This window comes from Kitasatospora sp. NPDC101801 (assembly GCF_044766665.1).
Classification (GTDB): domain Bacteria; phylum Actinomycetota; class Actinomycetes; order Streptomycetales; family Streptomycetaceae; genus Kitasatospora.
Window position 1 is genome coordinate 40,896 of record NZ_JBIWML010000046.1, and the last position, 21,293, is coordinate 62,188.

12 protein-coding genes, 2 tRNA genes and 1 pseudogene are annotated in these 21,293 nt (G+C 75.1%); 5 read left to right on the forward strand and 10 right to left on the reverse strand.

The window, feature by feature from the left end; all coding sequences use genetic code 11:
• Positions 1–34 precede the first annotated feature (34 nt).
• From ACIRPK_RS32425 to ACIRPK_RS32460, 8 genes are all read right to left on the reverse strand, one after another.
• On the reverse strand, positions 35–2,545 hold the full coding sequence (locus tag ACIRPK_RS32425) for a hypothetical protein (RefSeq protein WP_403045298.1): 2,511 nt from the start codon (positions 2,543–2,545) through the stop codon (positions 35–37).
• Between the two features lie 396 nt (positions 2,546–2,941).
• Positions 2,942–3,015, reverse strand: a tRNA-Met gene (locus tag ACIRPK_RS32430).
• A 129-nt stretch (positions 3,016–3,144) separates the two neighbouring features.
• Positions 3,145–3,218, reverse strand: a tRNA-Met gene (locus ACIRPK_RS32435).
• 53 nt (positions 3,219–3,271) lie between these two features.
• The gene (locus ACIRPK_RS32440) at positions 3,272–4,528 is read right to left on the reverse strand and encodes a PrsW family intramembrane metalloprotease (protein WP_403045300.1); all 1,257 of its coding nucleotides are present in this window, start codon (positions 4,526–4,528) and stop codon (positions 3,272–3,274) included.
• Between the two features lie 108 nt (positions 4,529–4,636).
• Entirely contained in the window at positions 4,637–5,467 is an 831-nt protein-coding gene (gene trmB / locus ACIRPK_RS32445; RefSeq protein WP_403045303.1) for a tRNA (guanosine(46)-N7)-methyltransferase TrmB, read from the reverse strand.
• 49 nt (positions 5,468–5,516) lie between these two features.
• Positions 5,517–6,752 (reverse strand): L-2-hydroxyglutarate oxidase, encoded by a 1,236-nt coding sequence (gene lhgO / locus ACIRPK_RS32450; protein ID WP_403045304.1) that lies wholly within the window; start codon positions 6,750–6,752, stop codon positions 5,517–5,519.
• Positions 6,753–6,791: 39 nt separating this feature from the next.
• Positions 6,792–8,312 carry a TROVE domain-containing protein gene (locus ACIRPK_RS32455; RefSeq protein ID WP_403045325.1) on the reverse strand — a complete coding sequence of 507 codons (1,521 nt, stop codon included), beginning with the start codon at positions 8,310–8,312 and terminating at the stop codon, positions 6,792–6,794.
• A 433-nt stretch (positions 8,313–8,745) separates the two neighbouring features.
• Positions 8,746–10,167 carry an MFS transporter gene (locus tag ACIRPK_RS32460; RefSeq protein WP_403045307.1) on the reverse strand — a complete coding sequence of 474 codons (1,422 nt, stop codon included), beginning with the start codon at positions 10,165–10,167 and terminating at the stop codon, positions 8,746–8,748.
• Positions 10,168–11,311: 1,144 nt separating this feature from the next.
• On the opposite strand from ACIRPK_RS32460, the gene ACIRPK_RS32465 reads away from it, so the two are divergent.
• The 3 genes from ACIRPK_RS32465 to ACIRPK_RS32475 all read left to right on the forward strand — a co-directional run bounded on the left by ACIRPK_RS32465 (position 11,312) and on the right by ACIRPK_RS32475 (position 14,760).
• A complete protein-coding gene (locus ACIRPK_RS32465; RefSeq protein ID WP_403045309.1) occupies positions 11,312–13,375 on the forward strand; it encodes an asparagine synthase-related protein in 2,064 nt (687 codons plus the stop codon).
• Between the two features lie 62 nt (positions 13,376–13,437).
• Entirely contained in the window at positions 13,438–13,971 is a 534-nt protein-coding gene (locus ACIRPK_RS32470) for a universal stress protein (protein ID WP_403045311.1), read from the forward strand.
• Positions 13,972–14,070: 99 nt separating this feature from the next.
• The gene (locus ACIRPK_RS32475) at positions 14,071–14,760 is read left to right on the forward strand and encodes a DsbA family oxidoreductase (protein WP_403045312.1); all 690 of its coding nucleotides are present in this window, start codon (positions 14,071–14,073) and stop codon (positions 14,758–14,760) included.
• A 50-nt stretch (positions 14,761–14,810) separates the two neighbouring features.
• Here ACIRPK_RS32475 and ACIRPK_RS32480 read toward each other — a convergent pair whose 3' ends face one another.
• Positions 14,811–16,799: a sigma-70 family RNA polymerase sigma factor gene (locus ACIRPK_RS32480; protein ID WP_403045314.1), complete on the reverse strand. Its 1,989-nt coding sequence runs from the start codon at positions 16,797–16,799 to the stop codon at positions 14,811–14,813.
• Positions 16,800–17,017: 218 nt separating this feature from the next.
• Positions 17,018–17,827: a TetR/AcrR family transcriptional regulator gene (locus ACIRPK_RS32485; RefSeq protein ID WP_403045317.1), complete on the reverse strand. Its 810-nt coding sequence runs from the start codon at positions 17,825–17,827 to the stop codon at positions 17,018–17,020.
• Positions 17,828–18,197: 370 nt separating this feature from the next.
• On the opposite strand from ACIRPK_RS32485, the gene ACIRPK_RS32490 reads away from it, so the two are divergent.
• Both ACIRPK_RS32490 and ACIRPK_RS32495 read left to right on the forward strand, forming a co-directional pair.
• A complete protein-coding gene (locus ACIRPK_RS32490) occupies positions 18,198–19,562 on the forward strand; it encodes an NAD(P)/FAD-dependent oxidoreductase (RefSeq protein ID WP_403045320.1) in 1,365 nt (454 codons plus the stop codon).
• 188 nt (positions 19,563–19,750) lie between these two features.
• Positions 19,751–21,016: pseudogene (locus tag ACIRPK_RS32495) on the forward strand (PP2C family protein-serine/threonine phosphatase); the annotation flags it as partial.
• Positions 21,017–21,293 lie beyond the last annotated feature (277 nt).

The window sequence follows — 21,293 nt, forward strand, 5'->3', positions numbered from 1 at the left end:
TGCCCCGAACCGCGCTGCGACTGTAGCGGACCCGTCACGCCCCGGGCAGGCCCCCGGCGCCACCCTCCGGCAACCGGACCCGGAAGGTGCCGGGTCGGTGCTGCGCACCGGCCAGCATCCGGTCCGTCAGATCCGGGTCGAGCCGACGCGCCGCCGCCCAGTCGGCGAGCGCCTCCCGGTGCGCTCCGAGCAGCTCGTGGGTCTGGCCCCGGCGGACCAGGGCCCAGGCGTACGTCGGGCTGAGCTCGATCGCCCGGGAGAAGTCGGCCAGCGCCCGGCCGGGCCGTCCCGCCAGCCGGTGGGTCTCGCCGCGTTCGGCGACCACCCACTGCCAGCCGGGGGAGAGCGTGACGGCCAGGTCCAGATCGGTCAGCGCCGCCTCGAACCGGCCCGCCCTGCGGTGCAGTTCGGCCCGGCGGGTGAGGGCCCACGGCTGGCGCGGGTCCAGTTCCAGCGAGCGGTCCAGGTCGGCCAGCGCCTCGCCGCCCAGGCCCAGCTGGTGCAGCACCCAGCCCCGGCTGGCCCACGGCCAGGCCGCCGCGCCGTTCAGCTCGGTGGCCCGGGTGAGCTCGGCCAGCGCCTCGGCCGGGCGGTCGGCCAGGCGGTGGGTCTCGCCGCGCTCGGCCCGGTGCAGCCAGTCCGCCGGATCGAGCCCGACGGCCAGGTCGAGGTCGAGCAGGGCCTCCTCGAAGCGGCCCAGGGTCCGCAGCAGCCGACCCCGCTGGACCAGCAACGCGGGCTGCCCGGGCGCCAGTTCGACGGCCCGCTGGTAGTCGGCCAGCGCCTCCGGCAGCTGCTTCAGCGCCCGCAGGCCGACCGCCCGGGCCGCGTACGCCCGGGACGAGCCGGGGTCGAGTGCCAGCGCCGCCGTGCAGTCGGCCACCGCCGCCGGGTGGTCGCCGGCGGCCCCGTACCGGCCGGCCCGGGCCAGGAAGCAGTCCGCCCGGTGCTCGGCGGGCAGCCCCGGCTCGGTCAACAGCACGGTGAGCAGCGTGAGTTCGGGGTCCTCGTCCAGGGCGCCGAGCAGCTCGCCCCAACGGCCGAGCGGCTCCGCCTCGGTGTCCCGGGCGGCCTGCACCACCACCTGGGCGGCCCGTCGGCAGGCCGAGTCGCCGCTCGCGCAGGCGGCGACCAGCTCCACCAGGGCGGCGGGCAGCGCCTGGTGCGGGTTGGCGCAGAGCCGGTGGTAGGTCTCGCCCAGCCGGTACTCCAGCCAGGTCCCGTCCGCCCAGCGCACGTCCGGCGGCAGGTCCTGCTCCAGCGCCGCCCGCCAGCGTCCGAACGCCTCGGCCAGCGCGGTGTGCTGCTCGCGCCAGCCGAGCGGTGACCCGGTGCGCTGCAGGCGGAGCATCGGGGTCCGCACCACGTCGTGGTAACGGACCCGCCCCGCCTGGTCGTTGACGAACGGCAGGGCGCGCAGCCAGGCGTAGTGGTCGCCCTCGGCCAGCACCCCGTAGACGTCCTGGTCGAGCTGGAGCGGCAGCGCGCAGGCCAGCGCGGCGGCCCGTCGCTCCGGGTCGGTCTCCCAGCGCAGGAACCGCTCCACGGCGGTGCCGGACGGGTCCTGCACCGCCTCGGGACCGGCCGGCCGGGTCTGCGCCAGGGTGTCCAGCAGCACCGGCAGCCCACCGGCCAGCCGGAGCACCGTCCCGGTCACCCGCTCGTCGGTGATCCCCCGGGCGGTCAGCAACTGCCGCGCCTCGGTCTCGGTGAACACCTCCAACGGCAGCTCGGCGACCAGGTCCATCGAGTCGGCCCAGACCCGGGGGTCCAGCCGGCGCTGCCCGGCCAGCACCACCAGCACGTTCAGCGGCAGGTCGCCGTACCCGCCGCCCACCAGCAGCTCCCGCAGCCAGCCGTCCAGCACCGGGGCGGTCCGCTCGTAGGTGTCGAAGAACAGCGCCACCCGGGGCAGCCGCCCGGCCAGGTCGGCCAGGTCGGCGAGGAACACCGGGGTCAGCAGCGGGACGGGAGTGAGCACCAGCTGCACGTCGTCGTGGCTGCGCAGCCGGGCACTCAGCAGGCCGCGCAGCCGGTCCGCGCCGAGCGCCACCTGCTGCGGGTCGACCGCACCGACCAGCGCGCCCACCACCGGCACCGCGCCGAGCCCGGCCAGGCCGACCTGGGCCGCCAGGGTGCCGGCCACCGAGGGCTCCCCGTCGGACTGCCCCGGCTCGGCGCTCTCCGCCTCGTGCCGCCGCTGCCGGTAGCCGGCCAGCAGCCGGTCGAACCGCTTCAGCGGCCGCCCCTGCCGCTCGCACTGGGCACTGATCGCCGCCATCGCCTCGACCGCGCTGTGCACGTCGTCGTCCAGGTACGCGGTGACCGAGTCGCGCTCCCGGGCGACCGCCTCCAGCTGCCGCAGCAGCGAGGTCTTGCCGACGCCCGCGTTGCCCCGGACGTGGAACAGGAACTGGTACGCCTCGTCGGCCGGGTCACGGTCCAGGTTCTCCCGGAACGCGGCCAGCTCGGCCCGCCGCCCGACGAACCCGCCCCGCCGCCTGCGCCGGATCAACTCCTGCCGGGACACCCGCTGTTCCGCCATCGCACCCACCCCCGGCGCACCATCATGACCTACCGGCCCCGGGCATGCAGACGGCCCGTGGGTTCGCTCCTCGCGGTCCGCCCCCTGAGGGACGGCCGTCGAGGCACCGGGGATGTCTCCGGTGAACCCACGGGCCGGGTGACTGCTGGGAATTGCCTGCCGCCGGAGGCTGGTACCGGCCTCACTACTGCACAGGCAGGGGCGGCTCTAGCGAGCAGCCACCTCACACATCCTGATGGAACTCAACTCAGGATCACCTCCTTTCAGTGTGCTGCCAACTGTAGGCAGCCCTCCCGGAGGGCACAACGGATTTATTCGGTACGGGTGGTGGTGGGTCGTCCGGGGACGGCAGAAGGCCCGGCAGACGATGTCTGCCGGGCCTTCTGTGCTACTGAGTAGCGGGGACAGGATTTGAACCTGCGACCTCTGGGTTATGAGCCCAGCGAGCTACCGAGCTGCTCCACCCCGCGTCGGTAAACACGACACTACGTGAGAGCCGGGCGAAAGGGAAATCGGTTTCGGTACGGGTGGTGGTGGGTCGTCCGGGGACGGCAGAAGGCCCGGCAGACGATGTCTGCCGGGCCTTCTGTGCTACTGAGTAGCGGGGACAGGATTTGAACCTGCGACCTCTGGGTTATGAGCCCAGCGAGCTACCGAGCTGCTCCACCCCGCGTCGGTAAACACGACACTACGTGAGTGCCGCACGAAAGGGAAATCCGTTTCGGTTCAGGCCGGGGCAGGGCGGTGTCGGCCCGCTCTGCCCCGGGTCCTGGCCCAGAACGCGAAGCAGACCAGGGCGGCGAAGCAGGGCACCATCAGCGCGGCGTAGAACAGCAGGAACCCGTTGGTGCCCAGCCCGGCGGCGGCGTTCCAGCCGCCGTGCACCGTCATCGCCAGCAGCAGCCCGACCGGGGCGGCCAGCCGGGCCAGCCAGTGCCGTCCGGTGGTCAGGCTGATCGCGATGCCGAGGCCGGCCAGGGCGGTGAACAGCGGGTGCGCGAACGGCGAGAGCAGGCCGCGCAGCACGAAGGTGTGCACGGTGGAGTCGAAGTCGCGCAGGCTCGGCGCCCCGCCCAGGCCGATGCTGTCCAGCCGGCTCTGCTGGTCGTCGGTGAAGGCCCGCCCGAGGTAGAGCGCGTTCTCGGTGAAGGCGAAGCCGCAGGCCGTCACCCCGCCCAGCACCACCCCGGCGGACAGGGTGCGGGGGCTGGACCTGGCCCGGGTGTGCGTACGGGCCCGGGCCGGGCGCCGGAAGTACGGGAGCCGGCGCAGCCGGGGCCGGCCCGCCGTCCGCCGGTGCGGTGTGCCGCTGCGGGCCGTCGGCCGCCCGGTGGGCGGCCGGTGCCGGAGCGGGACCGCGCAGATCCGCTGCACGTGACAGCGGAGCCGGCGGCGGACCGGCAGCAGCAGCATCAGCAGCGCCGCGCCCTTCGCGCTCTCCTCGATCAGCGGGGTGGCGAAGTCGGCGAGCAGCGTCTCGCCCCGGTCGCTGCCCTGACGGGCGATCAGGAAGTCACCGGCCCAGCCGTTGGCCAGGATCGCCACCGTGGTCGCCGCGCAGGCGCCCCAGGCCAGGCAGAACAGGGTGTGTCGGAGCGGCACCCGGGCGGTCTGGTTCAGCCAGGCGAGCGCGCCCAGCACGAACGGGAGCGGCAGCAGCGCCAGCCCGAGCCCGACCAGCAGCCCGGTGGTCCCGGTCTGCCGGTGCACCAGTTGGAGGATCAGCACGCCGCAGCCCGCCAGGGCGAGGGCGGCCAGCGCGGAGGAGAGCGCCGGGTAGCGCAGCGACCGGGCACGCCGGAGCAGGTCCTCGGCGCGGACGTACGGGTGCCAGGACAGCAACGGGCCCGCCCGCCGCACCCGGGGCCCCGGGATGGTCCGGGTGCCGGCGGTGGTGCGGGTGGGCGGGTCGACGGTGACGGCGCGTTCCCCGGCCGGGGCCGGGGTGTGGGGGTACGGGCCGCCGCTGGACGGACTGCTCACGGGCACAGGGTAGGGGAACCCCCGGTGCCGACGGGAGGTGTCGGGGCGATCCGGACCGAACGGATCACCCGGTGTGCTAGGGCGCCGGCCGGGCCGGCCACGGTGCGGTCAGCGGCGGCGGAACAGCAGGTCGTGCACGATGTGGCCCTTGGCGATCCCGGCCCGCTCGAACTTGGTGACCGGCCGCCAGTCCGGGCGCGGCGCGTAGCCGGGGACGCTGCCGGCCGGGTGCTCGGCGGGCTCCAGCCAGCCGGTGCCGTCACCCTCGGGGTGCAGGTTCGTCAGCTCGGGCGAGGCGGAGAGCACGGCCAGCATCTGCTCGGCGTACGGCTCCCAGTCGGTGGCGCAGTGCACCAGCGCGCCGGGCGCCAGCCGGGGCAGCACCAGGTCGAGGAAGGACTCCTGGACCAGCCGGCGCTTGTGGTGCTTCGGCTTCGGCCACGGGTCGGCGAAGTAGACCCGGAGTCCGGCCAGCGAGGCGTCCGGCAGCATGTCGCGGAGCAGGATCACCGCGTCCCCGGCGGCCGGGCGGACGTTGACCGAGTCGGTGCGCTCCAGCAGCTGGAGCAGGTTGCCGTGGCCCGGGGTGTGCACGTCGGCGGCCAGGATGCCCATCGCCGGGTCGGCCGCCGCCATCGCGGCCGTGGTCTCGCCCATCCCGAAGCCGATCTCCAGGGTCACCGGCAGGCCGCCGAACAGCTCCGCCAGGTCCAGCGGGCTGCCGTCGATCGCCAGGCCGTACCGCTCCCACCCCCGGTCCAGCGCGCCCGCCTGGGCGGGGGTCATCCGGCCCCGGCGGGGCTGGAAGCTGCGGATCCGGTGCTCGCGGTGCTGGGCCTCGGTGGCCCGGTGCGGGTACATCGGCGCGGGGTACCCGGCGGGTGCGGCGGACAGGCGCGCGGATGGGGACGGCTGGGGGCTGGGGGCGGTGGCAGTCACAATCGGCCAAGTCTACGGGAGGCCGGTCCGGGGCCGGGGGCCGTCCGCCTCAGCCGCCCGCGGCCAGGGCGGCCAGCCCCCGCCGGGCCACCTCGCGGCCGATCGCGAGCGAGGCGGTGGCCGCCGGGGAGGGGGCGTTCAGCACGTGCACCATCCGCCGGGCCGACCCCGGGTCGGCCGGGTCGAAGCCCGCGAAGGCGAAGTCGTCCAGCAGTGTCCCGTCCGCCGCCACCGCCTGCGCCCGGACCCCGGCGGTGGCCGGGACCAGGTCGGCGGCGGTCACCGCGGGCAGCAGGCGCCGGACCGCGGTGGTGAAGGCCCGCTTGGACAGCGAACGGTGCAACTCGCCCAGCTCGTACCGCCAGTGCCGCCGGGCAATCCGCCAGGTGCCGGGGAACCGGACCGTCTCGGCCAGGTCGCCGAGCCGGACGGTGCGCCAGTCGTAGCCCTCGCGGGCCAGCGCGGGGACGGCGTTCGGCCCGACGTGCACGTCGCCGTGGATGCCCCGGGTGAGGTGCACGCCGAGGAAGGGGAAGGCCGGATCGGGCACCGGGTAGACCAGTCCGCGCACCAACTCCCGGCGCTCCTTGGTGAGTTCGTAGTACTCGCCGCGGAAAGGCACGATCCGCACCCCCGGGTCGTCGCCGGCCAGCCGGGCGATCCGGTCGCTGTGCAGGCCCGCGCAGTTCACCAGCACGCCGGTGTGCAGTTCGCGGTTCCCGGCGTGCAGGGTCAGCCCGTCCGGGCGGCGGTGCACGGCCCGCAGTGCGGTGCCGGTGCGCAGCACCGCCCCGGCCTCGGTGGCGAGCGCGGCGTACCGGCGGGCCACGGCGGGGTAGTCGCAGATCCCGGTGGTGCCGATGTGCAGCCCGGCCAGCCCGGTCACCTCGGGCTCGTACTCGGCGATCCCGGCCGGCCCGAGCTCGGTGACCGGGATCCCGTTCTCCCGGCCGCGCTCCGCCAGGGCGCGCAGGCGCGGGAGTTCGCCCTCCCCGGTGGCCACGATGAGCTTGCCGGTGACCTCGTACGGGACGCCCTGCTCGCGGCAGAACTCCACCATCTCGGCAGCGCCCGACGTGGCGTACTGCGCCTTGAGCGACCCCGGCCGGTAGTACACCCCGCTGTGGATGACCCCGCTGTTGCGGCCGGTCTGGTGGGCGGCGAAGTCCGGCTCCTTCTCCAGCACCGCCACCCGCACCCCGGGCCGGGCCACCGTCAACGCGTACGCCGTGGACAGCCCGACGATCCCCCCGCCGACCACCACGACGTCGAACTCCTCGGCCATGCCCGCTCCTTCGCCGATCCAGACAGCCCAGGGCCGATGCTAGGGCGCCGGGTCGGCCGGGGTGGGGACTTCCCAGGGCCAGGCCGCCTCCGTGCCCGCCTCCAGCAGCGGGATCAGCCGGAACGCGGCGTCGCTCAGGCCGCCGAAGGTGTACCGGTTCGGTCCCCCGGTGGCGTGGCCGAGCTGATAGCCCGCCAGGTTCCAGGTGTAGACGGGGACCTCTTCCGGAACGGGGCCGAAGACCGGGCGCCCCGACTGGGCCTGTTCGTCGGTGATCACCACGACGCGGTCGTGGTCCCGGTAGTGCCGCCGCACCGCGCCGGCGGTGTCGGTGCCGCCGAGGCAGCCGAACCGCCCGACCGCCCGGAGTACCGGTTCGCCCTCCTGGACGCTCACCACACGGCTGCCGGAGCCGAACTGGACCAGGTCGGCGTCGGCGGCCCGGACCTTGAGCGCCGTCCCGAAGATGGCCGCCGAGTCGGCCCGGTTGAGCTGGGTCCGTCCGCTCGGCTGGTCGAACATCGAGCCCGAGCGGTCCACCAGGACCAAGGTCCGGCCGGGGAGTTCGGGCACGTTGGCGAGCGAGTGGCGGAGCGCCAGCTCCAGGGCCGGCTTCCACCGGTTCGACGGCGCATTGCGGTACGCGGAAAGGTAGCGGAAGGGGAACTGCCGGGACCGGGCCACCTCGGCCGGGTCGCTGATCCGCCGGGCGACCTCGGCGGCCGCCTCGTCGCCGAGGCCCGCGCGGTCGAAGTTGCGCAGGTTGCGGACCAGGGCCATCGGGCCCATTGACGGGATGACGGCGGCCCAGACGGCGGCGTCCAGCGGCCCTTGCAGCCAGCCCGCCAGCGCCTCCCAGGTCATCCCGGCCGTCGCCAGCCGCTCCGCCCCGCCGGGGCCGGTGACCAGCACGTGCCGGTCGGCGACCGGCACGGCAGCCAACTCGTGCCGGGCGCACAGCATTTGGTCGTCCAGTGGTGGAGTGGCGCGGTCCGCCCGGCGTCGGCGGTCGAGGGCGTACCGGAACAGCCCGGGCTGCCAGGGCTTCGCGGGGTGCGGCGCCGGGTGAGTGAGCTCCAGGACGTCGCCGAAGCGGTAGTCCTTCGACGTGGTGTCGTACTTGAGCAGGGCCCGCCCGGTGTAGAGCCGGCGGACGGCGTCGGCGATCCCCCGCTTGACCGGGGCCGGCAGGGCACGGCCGTACCTGGTGGTCCAGTAGGCGAGCAACTCGCCAGGCTCGTCCGGGCGTTGCAGGACGGCGTCGATCGCCTGCCGGGAGTGGCCCGAGGCACCTGCCGTCAGCCGGGCCCGGGTGAACTCGGCGGCGCCCACGAGTGAGGCGGTGCGCAGCTGGGCGTCCCGGCGCAGCCAGCGGAGCAGGCCGAGCGTCCACTCGGGGTCGCTGACGGCGAGTCGGCGGACCAGCGCGGAGAACCGGTCGTCGCGCGCCTCGGCGCTCTCGTAGAACGAGCGCTGTGCGACGAAGTTGGCCGCGGCCAGCAGGAACAGCTCGGTCTTCGGCTCCCGGACGTACCCGGTGCCACCCTCGTGGGTGGGCAGTGGGGTGCCCGGCCGGTGGACGACGGGCCGGGTGACGACGGGTGGCGAAGGGAGGGCCTTCGGCCAACCCGGGTGGGACGGGTCCGCCGCGCGGAGTTCGAGTCGGAACCGGTCCGGGAGGTCGGTGCGGATCTCGGTCCTGATGTCGGTCTTGGCCTGTTGGCGGTTGAACCGCAAGGCAGATGTCCCCCTGCTGGGCTGGACGGTGGAGAGGGCAGCCCGGAGCGGTGGCCGCAGGGGGGCGCGCCACGAGGGCACTTCACCGCAGGAGCCGAGGCCGCGCATCGGGCAGGCTGTCGGAGCGTCCCCGAGATCGGAAGTGGCCGACCGGTGTGTTGGGGGTGATGCATTCTCAGGTGAAGTAACCGGAGGCCGAGCGCATCGGGGACGCAAGTCGAGACAGTAGCCGGTCGCTCCCGACCGGGCATCCGAATTAAACCGGGGCGACCAGCACCAGTCGGGCGCGTTCGGTCAACTCGCGGACCCGGCGCTCCTCCTGGAACGGCTCCAGCCGGCGGAGCAGCTCGCGGACGTACTCCCGGCTGCGCTGGGAGGAGATCCGGCCGGCCACCTCGACCGCGCGTTCGCCGGCCGCGACGGCGGCGTCCAGGTCGCCGGCCTCGGCCTCGGCCATCGCGGAGACGAACAGCCGTAAGCCGTGCGAACGCACGTAGCCCTCGGTCGGGCGGGCCAGCGCCTCGCGGGTGAACTGCCGGACCTTGCTGGGCTCGCCGAGGTCGCGGAAGCACTCGGCGGCGTCGGCGGCCAGCCGGTCGTAGGCGTAGAAGTCGATCCAGGGCGGGTCGGAGTCACCGGCGCGGGCCCGCTCCAACGCGCTCTCCGCGGCGGAGAGCGCGGTCGCGCAGGCCGGGGCGTTGCCGTTCCTGGCGTGGGCCCGGGCCTCGACCAGGTGGAAGAAGCTCATCGTCCGGGTGGTCGCCAGGCCCCGGTTCCGCTCCAGCGCGGCCTGGGCGAGGTCGACCGCCTCCTCGGCGAAGCCCCGGTAGCAGGCCTGCAGGCTCATCGAGGCGAGCACGTAGCCGCCGAGCGGCACGTCGGCCGCCGCCCGGGCCAGCCGGAGGGCCTGGATGTAGTAGCGCTGGGCCGCCTCGTGCTGGCCGGTGTCGAAGGCCATCCACCCGGCCAGCCGCGTGAGTTCGGCCGTCGCGCCGAACAGCGCCCGGCCCACCGCGTCGCTGTACGAGCCGAGCAGCAGCGGGGCCGCCTCGACCCGGAGGCACTCCGGCACCATCGACGAACGCCAGTCCCCGCCGCCGTACTTGGAGTCCCAGCGGCGGGCCTCCTGGGCCGCCTCGCGGAGTTTGGCGGCGTCCGAGTGGCCGACCCGGTAGCCGCTCAGGTCGGGTGCGGGCTCGCCCCGGGCCACCGAGCCGTCGGCCGGGGTGATCAGCCAACGGGAGACCGGCGTCGCGTACGCGGCGACCGAGAAGGTGCCCGCCAGACTGTCGCTCCACCGACCGCCGCCGGGGCCCCGGCGCAGCTCCAGGTCGACCCGCCAGAGGTCGGTGGCCGACCGGACCGCGGCCGGCACCTCCCGGGGGAAGGCCAGACCGAGTTCGGGCGCCGGGTCGGTGTCGCCGAGCCCGATCTCGTCCAGCGGCACGGGGCGGCCCAGCTTGCTGCCGATCGCGGTCGCGATCAGGTGCGGTACCGGGCCCTGCGGGATCATGCCCTTGCCGACCCAGCGGGCCACCGAGGTCTTGTCGTAACGCAGCGTCAGGCCGCGTTGGGCGCCCAGGTCGTTGACCCGCCTGGCCAGGCCCGCGTTGCTGATCTGGGCCAGGCCGAGAAGCGTGCCGAGCCGTTCGTTCGGCCCTCGTGAGCTGACGGTCATGGTTGCTGCGGCACCCCCTGGCGATGTCCGGCGGTTCTCGGGCGTGGGCGGGTCGGTCCGGCCCGTGGCCGGTGCGTCCGGGCAGTTGGCTTGATCGTGATCGGTACGGCGGCCGACCGCGGTGGCGGACGGGGTGGCGGGCCCGCTACCGGGCCCCGGCGTTCGCCACTGCTGCACCTAGCGTAGTCGTCCGGGTTCCGAGGGTTAAGAGTCCGGATTCCGGATGGCGGGATCGCGTGCCGCTCAACGAATCCCGCGCGGGGTGGCGCGCGGGCGGGTCCGGGCCACCGGGAGCGCGGCGGACCGGTGTGCTCCGGTCCGGTGCAGATGTGCGCCCGGCTGTGCTCCCTGGCCCGATCGGCAGGTCGGCGATTCGCTGGAGGCTGTGGGTCGGCCCGTCGTCGAGGACCCGGCGGGCCGGGGGACACCGCTGCCTACATCCCCGCGGGCGGTGGTGGGGTCCGGGAGGGCATGCGGATGCCCTCCCGGGCTGTGCGATGAGTTTCGGCCATCCGGCGATGTCCATGCCGACCGAACCCCATTCCCCCCACGGCGGCCCGGGCCACGGAGGGGGAGGCCCGGCCCGCCGGCCCCGCTCGGCACATGGTTCGGCAGCCAGGGGCTCGGGGAACTGCGACGCGGGCCTCTGGTGCGTGATCGCCGCGTGAAGGGCCAGGCACTTTCGCTTGGACCGGCACGTACCGCTGCCCTCAGCCACGCCCGGGGTTGACCACACCCGCACCTTGAACCCGCCCCGTGATCGGCGTCGCCCCTGCGGCGGAGCCGCACATCGGCACAGCCCCGAGCCCCTGTCTTCCGGACCGTGTGCCACCGGCGTCGCCCCTGCGGCGGAGCCGCACATCAGCACAGCCCCGAGCCCCTGTCTTCCGGACCGTGTGCCGGCGGCGTCGCCCCTGCGGCGGAGCCGCACATCGGCACAGCCCCGAGCCCCTGTCTCCCGGACCATGTGCCCGGAGCGGAGCCCCTGGCTTCCGGAGGTTCTGCCCAACTGCCGGTGTTCGGTGGCACGATGGCCTCCGTACGGCAGGTGTCGCGGTGGAGCGGAGGCACGATGCGGTGGCTCACGGGCTGGTGCCCAGGTGCACCCCTGCCGGGTGTCGGGGCGGTCCGCCCACTGGCCGCCATGACGCTGTGGCCGGGGCCGAGCCCGCTGTGGGCGGTGGGGGACTGGCGGCCGGACGAGATCCGGCTGGTGACGCTGCGCCCCGGAGCGCCGGCCGAGGTGACCACCGGGCCACCGTCGGACGTGGCCGACGAGGCGTCGGATCAGCCGGGCACCGTACGACTGGCCGTGCTCGGCCGCTGCGGGGCGTCGGACCCGGAGCTCGCGGCCGGCCTGGCCACCGCCAGGGGCGGTGCGGTGCGCCACCTCACCACCTGGCCCGGCAGCTACACGGTGGTGCTCCGCACGGGACCTCGCAGCACGGTGCTGCTCACCGACCTGGCCGGGGTGCTGCCGGTCTTCCACACGCCGTGGGCGGGCGGCACGGCGTACGCGACCGCCGCCCTCCCGCTCGCCGACCTGGTCGGGGCCCCGCTGGACACCGGGCACCTGGCCGCCCGGCTGGCCTGCCCGGAGTCGCCCGAGGCGGTCGGTTCGGGCTCGCCGTACCTGGGGGTGCAGCGGGTGGCCCCCGGACATCTGCTCGGGCTGCGGAACGGGCGCGCCCACGTCTCCGCCTACGAGCCGGAGCGCGGCGGCGCACCCTTCGAGCGCGAGGAGGCGCCCGCGGTGCGCGAGCTGACCCGCGCGCTGCTGGAGTCGGTCCGCTGCCGGGTGCGCGCCTCCGGCGGCGGCACCGACCGGCCCCGGCTCGGCGTCGACCTCTCGTACGGAACGGCCTCCGCCACCGTCGCGCTGCTCGCCGCCGCCGTACCGATCGCCCCGGCCGCACCGAGCGTCGACCACACATCGGCTGGCGGTCCATCGGCTGACCACCCGTCGGCTCCCCGGACCGGTGCGGTCAAGGGCTCCTGGGCCCGTCCGGCCGGACCGGCCCCCGCCGGGCCCGAGGCGCTGACCGCCGTGACCCTCCGGGACGCGGCGGAGAGCCCGGCCGGCACCGTGGCCGAACTGCCCAGGCTGCGGCACCTGGTGCTGCCGTCCACCCTTCCGTACGCCGAGCTGGCCGACCCCGGCGCGGGGCTGCCGGCCGGCCCGCTCACCGACGAGCCGGGGACGGCGCTGGTGGCGGCGGCCCGGATCGGCAGCCGGCTGAGCGCGGGCGGTGCGGACCACCTCACCGGCTACGGCGCCCGTCAGGTGCTGGACGGCCACCCGGCCCGGCTGGCCGATCTGGTCCGGGCCGGCCGGGCCCGGCGGCTGGCCGCTCCGGTGGCCGCGCTGACCGGGGCCGAACGGGCGGCGGCCACCGGCGTACTGGACACCCTGCGCACGCCCCTGACGGTCTGGCGCGCCGCCCACCGGCTGGCCCGCGCCCGGTACGCGGAGGCCCTGGACGACGCGGCCGTCCGGCTGACGGTCCGGCACACCCCGGCCGGGCGCAGCCTCGGCGAGGTCTCGGCGGCCGAGCTCGCCTGGTGCGTGCCGGGCCCCGCCGCCCGCTGGCTGTCCGACGACGCGCTGTCCGCCGTCGCGCTCCGGCTCCGGCTGGCGGCCCGCGGCCCGGTGCCGGCCGAACCGCCCGGTGCCCGCCGGGCCAGGTGCGCGCTGCACCGGCACGCGGCCGAGTACCGCACCCTGCTGCACGCCGCCGAGCAGCGCGGGCAGCGGCTGCACGCGCCGTTCCTGGACAACCAGGTGGTGCGCGCCGCCCGGATGCTCCCGATCGAGACCCGGCTCCAGCCCGGCGCCCGGCACGCGCTGCTGCGGGCCGTGCTGACCGGCGCCGCCCGCACCGACCTGCCGCCGGACTGGGGCCGGGCGGCCCGGCCGGACCGTCAGGGCCCGGACCGGGACGGGCTGCGGCTCGCCGCCGACGGCCTGGCCGAGCTGTTCCGCGCGCCCCTGCTGGCCGAGGCCGGGCTGATCGACCTGCCCGCCGTCCGGGCCGCCCTGGCCGAGGCCACCGACCCGGCTGCCGCGCCCCCGCCCGGCACCCTGGCCGGCCTGGCCGAGCTGGTCTCCACCGAGCTCTGGCTCCGCCGCATCCTGGCCCGTCGGCACGGCTCCTGCTGGACCGGGCTGCCCGCCCCGGAGCGGCCGGCCCTGGCCCGTCCGGCCTGAGCGGGGCGGCCGCCGCGCGCGCCTGCACCGGCCACCGGCGGCTGACGGGCCATCATGGCAGGGTGTCGAGCTCAGAGAAGGTCGCCGGGCCGGAGACGCCGGTGCCCGAGGTGCTGCCGGTGCTCGGGGAGTCGCCGAGCGCCGATCCGCCGGGAGTGCTGGCGGCCTGCGACGGTTCGGACGGGTCGCTCTGGGCGCTCGACCGGGCGATGGCCGAGGCCGAGCTGTTCGGCCTGCCGCTGTACGTCCTCGCGGTGGTCAACCCGTCCCCGACCGGCTACCCGCCGGGGATGATCGAGCTGGTCCAGGAGAGCATCGAACGCCTGTCGGCCAGCATGGCGGACGGGCTGCGCCGGGCGGTGGCCACCGTCCAGCAGGCCAGGGGCCGCCCGTACCAGGGCGAACTGGCGCTGCACGTGGTGCTCGGCAACGTGATCGAGGTCCTGCTGCGCTGCACCCGGGGCCAGCACACCCTGGTGGTCGGCACCCGGGGCAACGGCGGCTTCAGCCGCCTGCTGCTCGGCTCGGTCAGCACCGCTGCCGTGCACCACGCGGCCTGCCCGGTCCTGGTCGTGCCGGCCCCGCCGGCGCACTGACCTGGGTGTTCGCGGTCACAGCCGCCGACGGCCGGGAATCAGGTCCGGGGATGCGGGGTTCTCAGGGGCAGTCATCCCGAGAGCAGGAGAGTCACCGTCATGAAGGTCGAGATCTGGTCGGACGTCGCATGCCCCTGGTGCTTCGTCGGCAAGCGCCGCTTCGAGCAGGCCCTCGACCGGTTCGCCGGCAAGGACGGTGTCGAGGTGGTCTACCGCCCCTACCAGCTGGTGCCGGACGCGCCCGAGACCGCCACCCCGCACCGGGCCTGGCTGGCCGACCGGTACGGACCGCAGTCGGTGGCGATGGACGCCCGGGTGACCGAGCTCGGCAAGGGCGAGGGCATCGACTTCGACTTCGACACCGCGCTGCACGCCAACACCTTCCTCGGCCACCGGCTGCTGCACCTGGCCGAGAGCGAGTACGGCGCGGCAGTCCAGGGCGTGCTCAAGGAGGCGCTGCTGACCGCGCACTTCAGCCGGGGTGTGGACGTCGGCGACCGTGGGCAGCTCACCGAGATCGCGGTGGCCGCCGGGCTGGACCGGGACCGGGTGACCGGCTACCTGGCCGGTGACGAGGGTGCGGACGCCGTCCGGGCGCAGCTCGCCGAGGGCCGGGAGATCGGCATCACCGCCGTCCCCACCTTCGTCTTCGAGGGCAAGTGGGCGGTCCAGGGCGGCCAGGAGGCGGACACCTTCCTCCGGGTGCTGGAGCAGGTGGCGGCCGAGACCGCGGCCGAGCCCGACGCCCCGCACGGGGACAGCTGCGCGGACGGCGCCTGCGCCGTCTGACCGACCGTCACGGTGCCCCGGACCGCCCAGCGGCCCGGGGCACCGTCACGTCAGAGGCAGCTGAGCCGGGCGTCCGCCCAGTCGGCCAGGTTGATCAGGCCCCAGCCGTCGGCGCTCGAGGTGACGACCAGTCGGATCGAGCGCTGGCCGGTCAGGTCGGCCCGGACCGGGACGGCGGCGTCCCCGGGGCCGACCCGGTCCGAACTCCAGAGCACCCGGCCGTCGCCGCCCTCGACGCTGAACCTGACGGTGCCGACCCGGATCCCGAAGTCGTCCACCCCGGCCTTCGCCCGGAAGGTGGTGCAGGTCCGGTTCAGGTCGACGGTCACCGCGGACGGGGCGTAGACGCTCAGGCCGTGCTGGTACCGACTGCCGCCGATCGACAGGTCCGAGCGCTGCCAGAGCCAACTCCCGCCGCGCCGGACGGCGGGGCCCGGCGGCGGGTCACGGTGCGCGCCGTTCGGGCCGAACGGCAGTACGTCGGCCCAGAAGTCGGTCGGCATCATCGGGGGCACCGGCGGCGTGGGGAGCGTGGGCGTCGGGACCGGCGGCGGGGTCGGGACCGGAGGGAGCTCGACCACCGGTGGCGGCGGCGGGGTGGGCGTCGGGGTCGGCTCGGCCGGGGGTTCCGGGGTCGGCGTCGGGGAGGGCACCGGCGCTGGCTTCGGCGCGGGGGTGGGGGTGGGTGTCGGCTCAGGGGTCGGGCTGGGGGACGGCTCGGGCTCCGGGGTCGGGGTGGACTCCGGGGTGGGGCTCGGTGGCTCGGGAACGGGCAGCGGCGTGGCCGGGGCGCTGACCGCCGGGGCCGCCGCCGGCTGCTTGGGCTCCGGCGCACCGGTCAGCGCGTACGCGGCCACCGCGGCGGCGACCACCGCGATCCCGGCCGCGATCCCGGCCTTGGCCGCCGTACCCAGACCCTCCCCGGCCACCGCTCCGGCACCGCCGGAGGAGGAGCCGGAGGACGCGGCACCGGCACCGGCCAGCGCACCCGCGCCGACCGCCCCGGCACCGACGGCCGCCGCGGCCGCCGTGAAGTACCCGGCCCCGACCCAGAGCAGCACCCCGCCGGGCAGGATCGCCCGCAGTCCGGTGTTGATCTCGGTCAGCTCCAGGTAGGCCGCCGTGCAGCGGTCGCACTCCTGGACGTGCCGCCCGACCTCGGCCGAGGCGCGCTTGCGCAGCGAGCCCCGGGCGTAGGAGCCGAGCCGGTTGGCGTACGCCTCGCAGTCGCGCTCCTGACTGCCCGACACATGGGCCTGCAGGAAGGCGGCGGCCAGCCGGTCGCGGGCCCGGTGGGCCTGCACCGCCGTGGCGTTGGCGGTCTTGCCCAGCATCACCGCCACGGTCTTCGGCGACTCCCGCTCGACCTCGGTGTGCCAGAGCACCACCCGGTCGTCCTCGGGGAGTTCGGCGTAGGCCTGCATGACCATCCGCTGGTCGACCAGCGCCATCGCCCAGGCGTCCGCGCCCGGGTCGGCCAGGTCCAGGTCGATGGTGGCGGCCGAGGTCTGCGCGAACGTGCTGAAGTCGTCCACCAGTTGCTCGCGCCGCTCGCTCCGCGCCCAGGCCGCGGCGACGTTCCGCACGGCGGTCAGCAGGTACGCGCGGACCGCGAACTCCGGCCCCTTGCCCGCCCGGAGCGCCTGCAGGGTGCGGGCGAACACCTCGCCCGCCAGGTCCTCGGCGGTGAAGCTGTCCCGGCAGCAGGTCCGGGCGTAGCGGCGGACCGAGTCGGCGTGCCGCCGGTAGATCTCCTCGTACGCGGTGTCGTCCCCGGCCCGCACCTTGGCCGTCAACTCGGCGTCCGAAGGCGGCCGTTCACCGTCCACCGGATCGGCGGGCGCCGGCACCACCGGCCGGGCGGGCGGCTCGCCCTCGGCCCCGACGAACGCCTCCGGGGTCACCCCGCCGTGCCCGGCGGCCGCCTGGCCGGGCACCCGCCCGGTCAGCGACTCACGGCTCGGCGCGGCCGCCTGGTCCGGCACCTGCCCGGGGGCTCCGAGGCCATGGCCGTACTCGTTCTGCTCCTCGGCGCTCAACCTGCCCTCCCGGACACCTGGATACGGCGGACCGCAGGGGGCGCGGACATGGCCGGGCGAACGGCGCGCAACGGGACAATGGCTCCAACCACGCCCAAAGCTTGGCATAGTGCAGCCCCGGCGGAAAGCCGCTCCACTCCAGCCCACCCGATTGGGCAACTCCCGGGGACTTCCGGCAGGCTGTCGAGCCCCGTCCGCCGAGTCGGGTGCCGGGAGGTTCAGCCCGCCCGAAGCCCGTTCAGCAGGATCTGCAACAACCGCTCGGCCGGGGCGTCCTGGGATTGACCTTCGTCGCCCTCGCCCCGCGCCGGCCGCGCATGCACCGGCACCGCCGCCGTCAGCACCAGCACCACGTCCGACACCGTCACCCCCGGCCGCAACTCGCCGGCCGCCGCCGCGCGAGCGACCAACGCGGCCAGCAGGTGCAGTAACTGGCGGGGATCCGCATCCCAGACCGGCTCCGAACCACGCTGCGCCGGCACCTGCGGCAGGTCCGCCGCGTCCCGGAAGGTGGCCAGCTCGTCGGCGTACCGGAATGCCGACGGCGGCAGCAGCCGCCCGGCGCCGGAGCCGACCGCGCGGGACAGGTACCCGGCCAGCGACTCCCACGGTCCGGCGCCGCCGTACAGCGACTCCTTGGCCTGACTGGTCAGCCAGGCGACCTCCTCGGCGGCGATCCGCTGGACCAGGACCTCCTTGCTCGGGAAGCGCCGGTACACCGTGCCGACGCCGACCCCGGCCCGCCGGGCGACCTCCTCCATCGGGGCGCCGTAGCCGATCTCCCCGAACACCTGCCGGGCGGCCCGCAGCACGCTCTCCAGGTTCCGCCGGGCATCCACCCGCAGCCGCGCGGTGCCTCCCGAGTCGTCCGCCGCAGCCGACGCCGACGCCGGGGCGACCGCCCCGGGAGCGCCGGACGACTCGCGCTGGACCGGGCCGCGCTGCTCCGGCACCACGCCGTGGCCGGCCGGGCTATCGCCCGCCGACGATGGCACGGGCAGTCCGAGTAGTTGATCCTGATCTGTCATTCCAACCTCCCCCACAGGTGCCCGGCACCGGGCGCCACAGTCCGGCCGCGACACACCCCCCAGGTGCACCGCTGCGCCCGATCCCACGGGGCCGTCCCCGGTCGGGCGGCCACTGTGGACCACCCTTCCCCGGTTGGCCCTGCCGCAGTCAGATACCGCTCGGGGCGGACAACGGTCCGGCCCGACGCACAATCCGACCATAGTTCAAGGAAGTTCGCGGCAGAAGTGGACCGAAACCCCACCCTCGCGGCAAAACCGGCACTCCGACGGCGGATTCGGCCGCCGACCCGATCGCGGTCCGGCCGGATCGAACCACCCGATCCGGTACGGCCTGTGGACAAGAAGCCACCCGACAGGGCGTCATGGAGGCGTGAACCAGCTCACACCGGAAGGAGGCGCCCCCATCAGGATCCTGATCGTCGGCGGAGGATGCGCCGGGACCGCCGCCGCACTCCGCCTCCAGCAGCTGCTCAAGGCCCAACTCCGGGACGGCCGGGTGGAGATCACCCTGGTCGAACCGCAGCCCTACCTGACCTACCAGCCCCTGCTGGCGGAGGTGGCGGCGGGCTCGATCGACCCCCGGCACGTGGTCGTGCCGCTCCGCCGGGTGCTGCCGCACTGCCGGGTGCTGACCGCCCGGGTCACCGGGATCGAACACGCCGCCCGCCGGGTCCGGGTGGACGGCGCACGCCGGGGGGAGCGCGCCGAACCGGCCGAACTCCCGTACGACATCCTGGTGGTGGCGCCCGGCTCGATCTCCCGGACCACCCCCGTGCCCGGCCTGGCCGAGCACGGCTTCGGCTTCGCCACCGTCGGCGAGGCGGTCAGCCTGCGCAACCACGTGCTGGAGCAGCTCGACCTGGCCTCCACCACCCGCGACCCCGCCCTCCGGCAGGCCGCGCTGACCTTCGTCTTCGTCGGTGCGGGCTACGCGGGCGTCGGTGCACTCGCCGAACTCGAGGACATGGCCAGGTACGCCGCCAAGGGCTACCACAACGTGGCGGCCGACGACCTGCGATGGGTACTGGTCGAGGCCACCGCCCGGATCCTGCCCGAAGAGTCGCCCGAACTCGCGGCGCACACCCTGGCCGAGCTCCGCGACCGCAGCATCGACGTCCGGCTCTCCACCACCCTGGAGTCCGCCACCGACCGGGTGATGAGCCTCTCGGACGGCAGCCGGTTCGCCGCCCGCACCCTGGTCTGGACGGCCGGCGTCCGGCCCGCACCGCTGCTCCGCGACACCGACCTGCCGCTCGACCGGTCCGGCCGGGTCCGCTGCCTGCCCACGCTCCAGGCGGCCGGCCCGGACGGCACCGCCCTGCCGGACGTCTGGTCCGCCGGGGACTGCGCGGCCGTCCCCGACTCGGCGGCGGGGGCCGACGCGTACTGCGCGCCGAACGCCCAGCACGCCTTGGCCCAGGCCACCCTGCTGGCCGAGAACCTGGCCGCCATGCTCGACGGCCGGTCACCCGCCCCGTACCTGCCGGACCGGCTGAACTGCTCGACCTCGCTCGGTCTCGGCCGGGGCGTCGCGCACACCCGGCGCGGCCAGCTCACCGGCCGCCGGGCCTGGTGGCTGCACCGGGCCCGGCACCTGCGCCGGCTGCCCAGCACCGACCGGCGGATCAGGGTGCTGACGGGCTGGCTGCTGGGCGGCCTGTTCAGCCGGGAGGTGGTCTCGCTCGGGACGGTCGAGCACCCGCGGTCGGAGTTCGAGGCCGGGTTCCGCCAGTGAGGACGGCACGGGGCGGGCGGCCGGGACGCACGGCAATCGTCGTACGACTTTCGGAATCGAGCCCCGGCCTGACAGGATCAGCCCGTCCGGTTCATCACACCGAGTGTCGTGCCAGGCACACGATGTGATGATCCGTCAGATGATCTTCCCAGGTCTCCCAGCTCGCTGTCCAAAGAAACGGCCGTCGTTTGAACCTCATGCGCTGGAGCGCGCGGCTCGCCGGAGCCCCGTGGCGCGCCGCCCCGCCCACCGCGACCGGCGACCCGTTCACCGTGCCCGGCCCCCGCGAGTCGGGCCGCCCCGGACCACTGCTCGACCTGCGCGAGATCCACGAGCTGTACGACCTGCGCAGCGTCCTCGGCCGGCTGCCCGCGCCGGTCGCCGTCACCTACGGACCGCAGCACCAGCTCGGCTACGCCAACCGCGCCTACCGCGAGCTCTTCGGCGAACGCACCAACGGACTGCCCGCCAGTGAGGCGCTCCCCGAGCTGGCCGCGATGGGCGTGCTCCCGCTGATGGACCAGGCACTGCGCAGCGGTCGCCCCCGGAGCGTGAAGTCCCGCTGCATCCTCGGCCTGGGCGGCAACCGCTACTACAACGTCTCCTGCGTCCCGCTCGGCAGCGAGGCCGACCAGGACGTCGGCACGGAGGCGGGCCCCCCGATCGGCGTCCTGATCTTCGCCGCCGAGGTCACCGACCAGGTTCAGGCGGCCACCCGGCTCCGCGAGTCCGAGGGCCGCCAGCGCGCCGCCGCCGTCACCCTCCAGCGCAGCCTGCTCCCGCAGAAGCTCGAACAGCCCGACGGCCTGACCGTCGCCGCCACCTACCAGCCCGGTGGGGCCGAGGCGGCGGTCGGCGGCGACTGGTACGACGTCATCGGCCTCGGCGGTGGCCGGACCGCCCTGGTGATCGGGGACGTGATGGGCCGCGGCCTGCGCGCCGCCGCCGTGATGGGCCAGCTCCGTACGGCGGTCCGGGCCTACGCCCGCCTCGACCTCCCGCCGCACGAGGTGATGACCCTGCTCGACGGTCTCGCCATGGAGATCGACGCCAACCAGATCGCCACCTGCACCTACGCCGTCTGGGACCCGGCCCCCAGCACCCTGGTCTACGCCTCGGCCGGCCACCTCCCGCTCCTGCTCCGCTGCCCCGACGGCACGGTCCTGCGCGGCGAGGAGCAGAACGGTCCCCCGCTCGGCACCGGCGACGGCACCCACCTCTCGCACACCCTGCGCCTGCTCCCCGGCACCACCGGCGTCCTCTATACGGACGGCCTGGTCGAACGCCGGGACGAGGACATCGACCAGGGCATCGACCAGCTCGCGCACACCCTGGCCGGCGCGGTGGGAACCCCCGACGTGGTCTGCTCCCGGCTGCTGCGGGCCATGGGTGTCAGCTCCGACCACGACGACGACGTCGCGGTGCTGACCTTCCAGCTGGCGGCCGCTCCGGGTGGTGTTGACGTGGGCCCCTCGGAGGTCTAGTGTTCTTCGAGCTGCCTGACAGGGAGAAACGGACGCGCGCTCTGCACGGACGTTCCCGGGGTAGCCGATCTCCTGAAACGCCACTTCTCCACTTCTTGAGCTGGCTCGTGCTTTGTCGCGACCCAGTGCGAATTGGCGTGTGCGCATTTAAGGGATTGCGGCTGGATTCGCTTTGTGGAGCGGGGATCGGCTAAGGTTTGAAACGTCGGACAGGTCGTCAGGTCGGTTACGGCGTAAGCTTCTTGAG

Excerpts from the sequence above, each read along its gene's own strand:
- ACIRPK_RS32425 (WP_403045298.1), bottom strand. The coding sequence starts at position 2,545 with ATGGCGGAACAGCGGGTGTCCCGGCAGGAGTTGATCCGGCGCAGGCGG.
- ACIRPK_RS32485 (WP_403045317.1), bottom strand. The coding sequence starts at position 17,827 with ATGACAGATCAGGATCAACTACTCGGACTGCCCGTGCCATCGTCGGCG.
- lhgO (WP_403045304.1), bottom strand. The coding sequence starts at position 6,752 with ATGGCCGAGGAGTTCGACGTCGTGGTGGTCGGCGGGGGGATCGTCGGG.
- ACIRPK_RS32465 (WP_403045309.1), top strand. The coding sequence starts at position 11,312 with ATGACGCTGTGGCCGGGGCCGAGCCCGCTGTGGGCGGTGGGGGACTGG.
- ACIRPK_RS32460 (WP_403045307.1), bottom strand. The coding sequence starts at position 10,167 with ATGACCGTCAGCTCACGAGGGCCGAACGAACGGCTCGGCACGCTTCTC.
- ACIRPK_RS32475 (WP_403045312.1), top strand. The coding sequence starts at position 14,071 with ATGAAGGTCGAGATCTGGTCGGACGTCGCATGCCCCTGGTGCTTCGTC.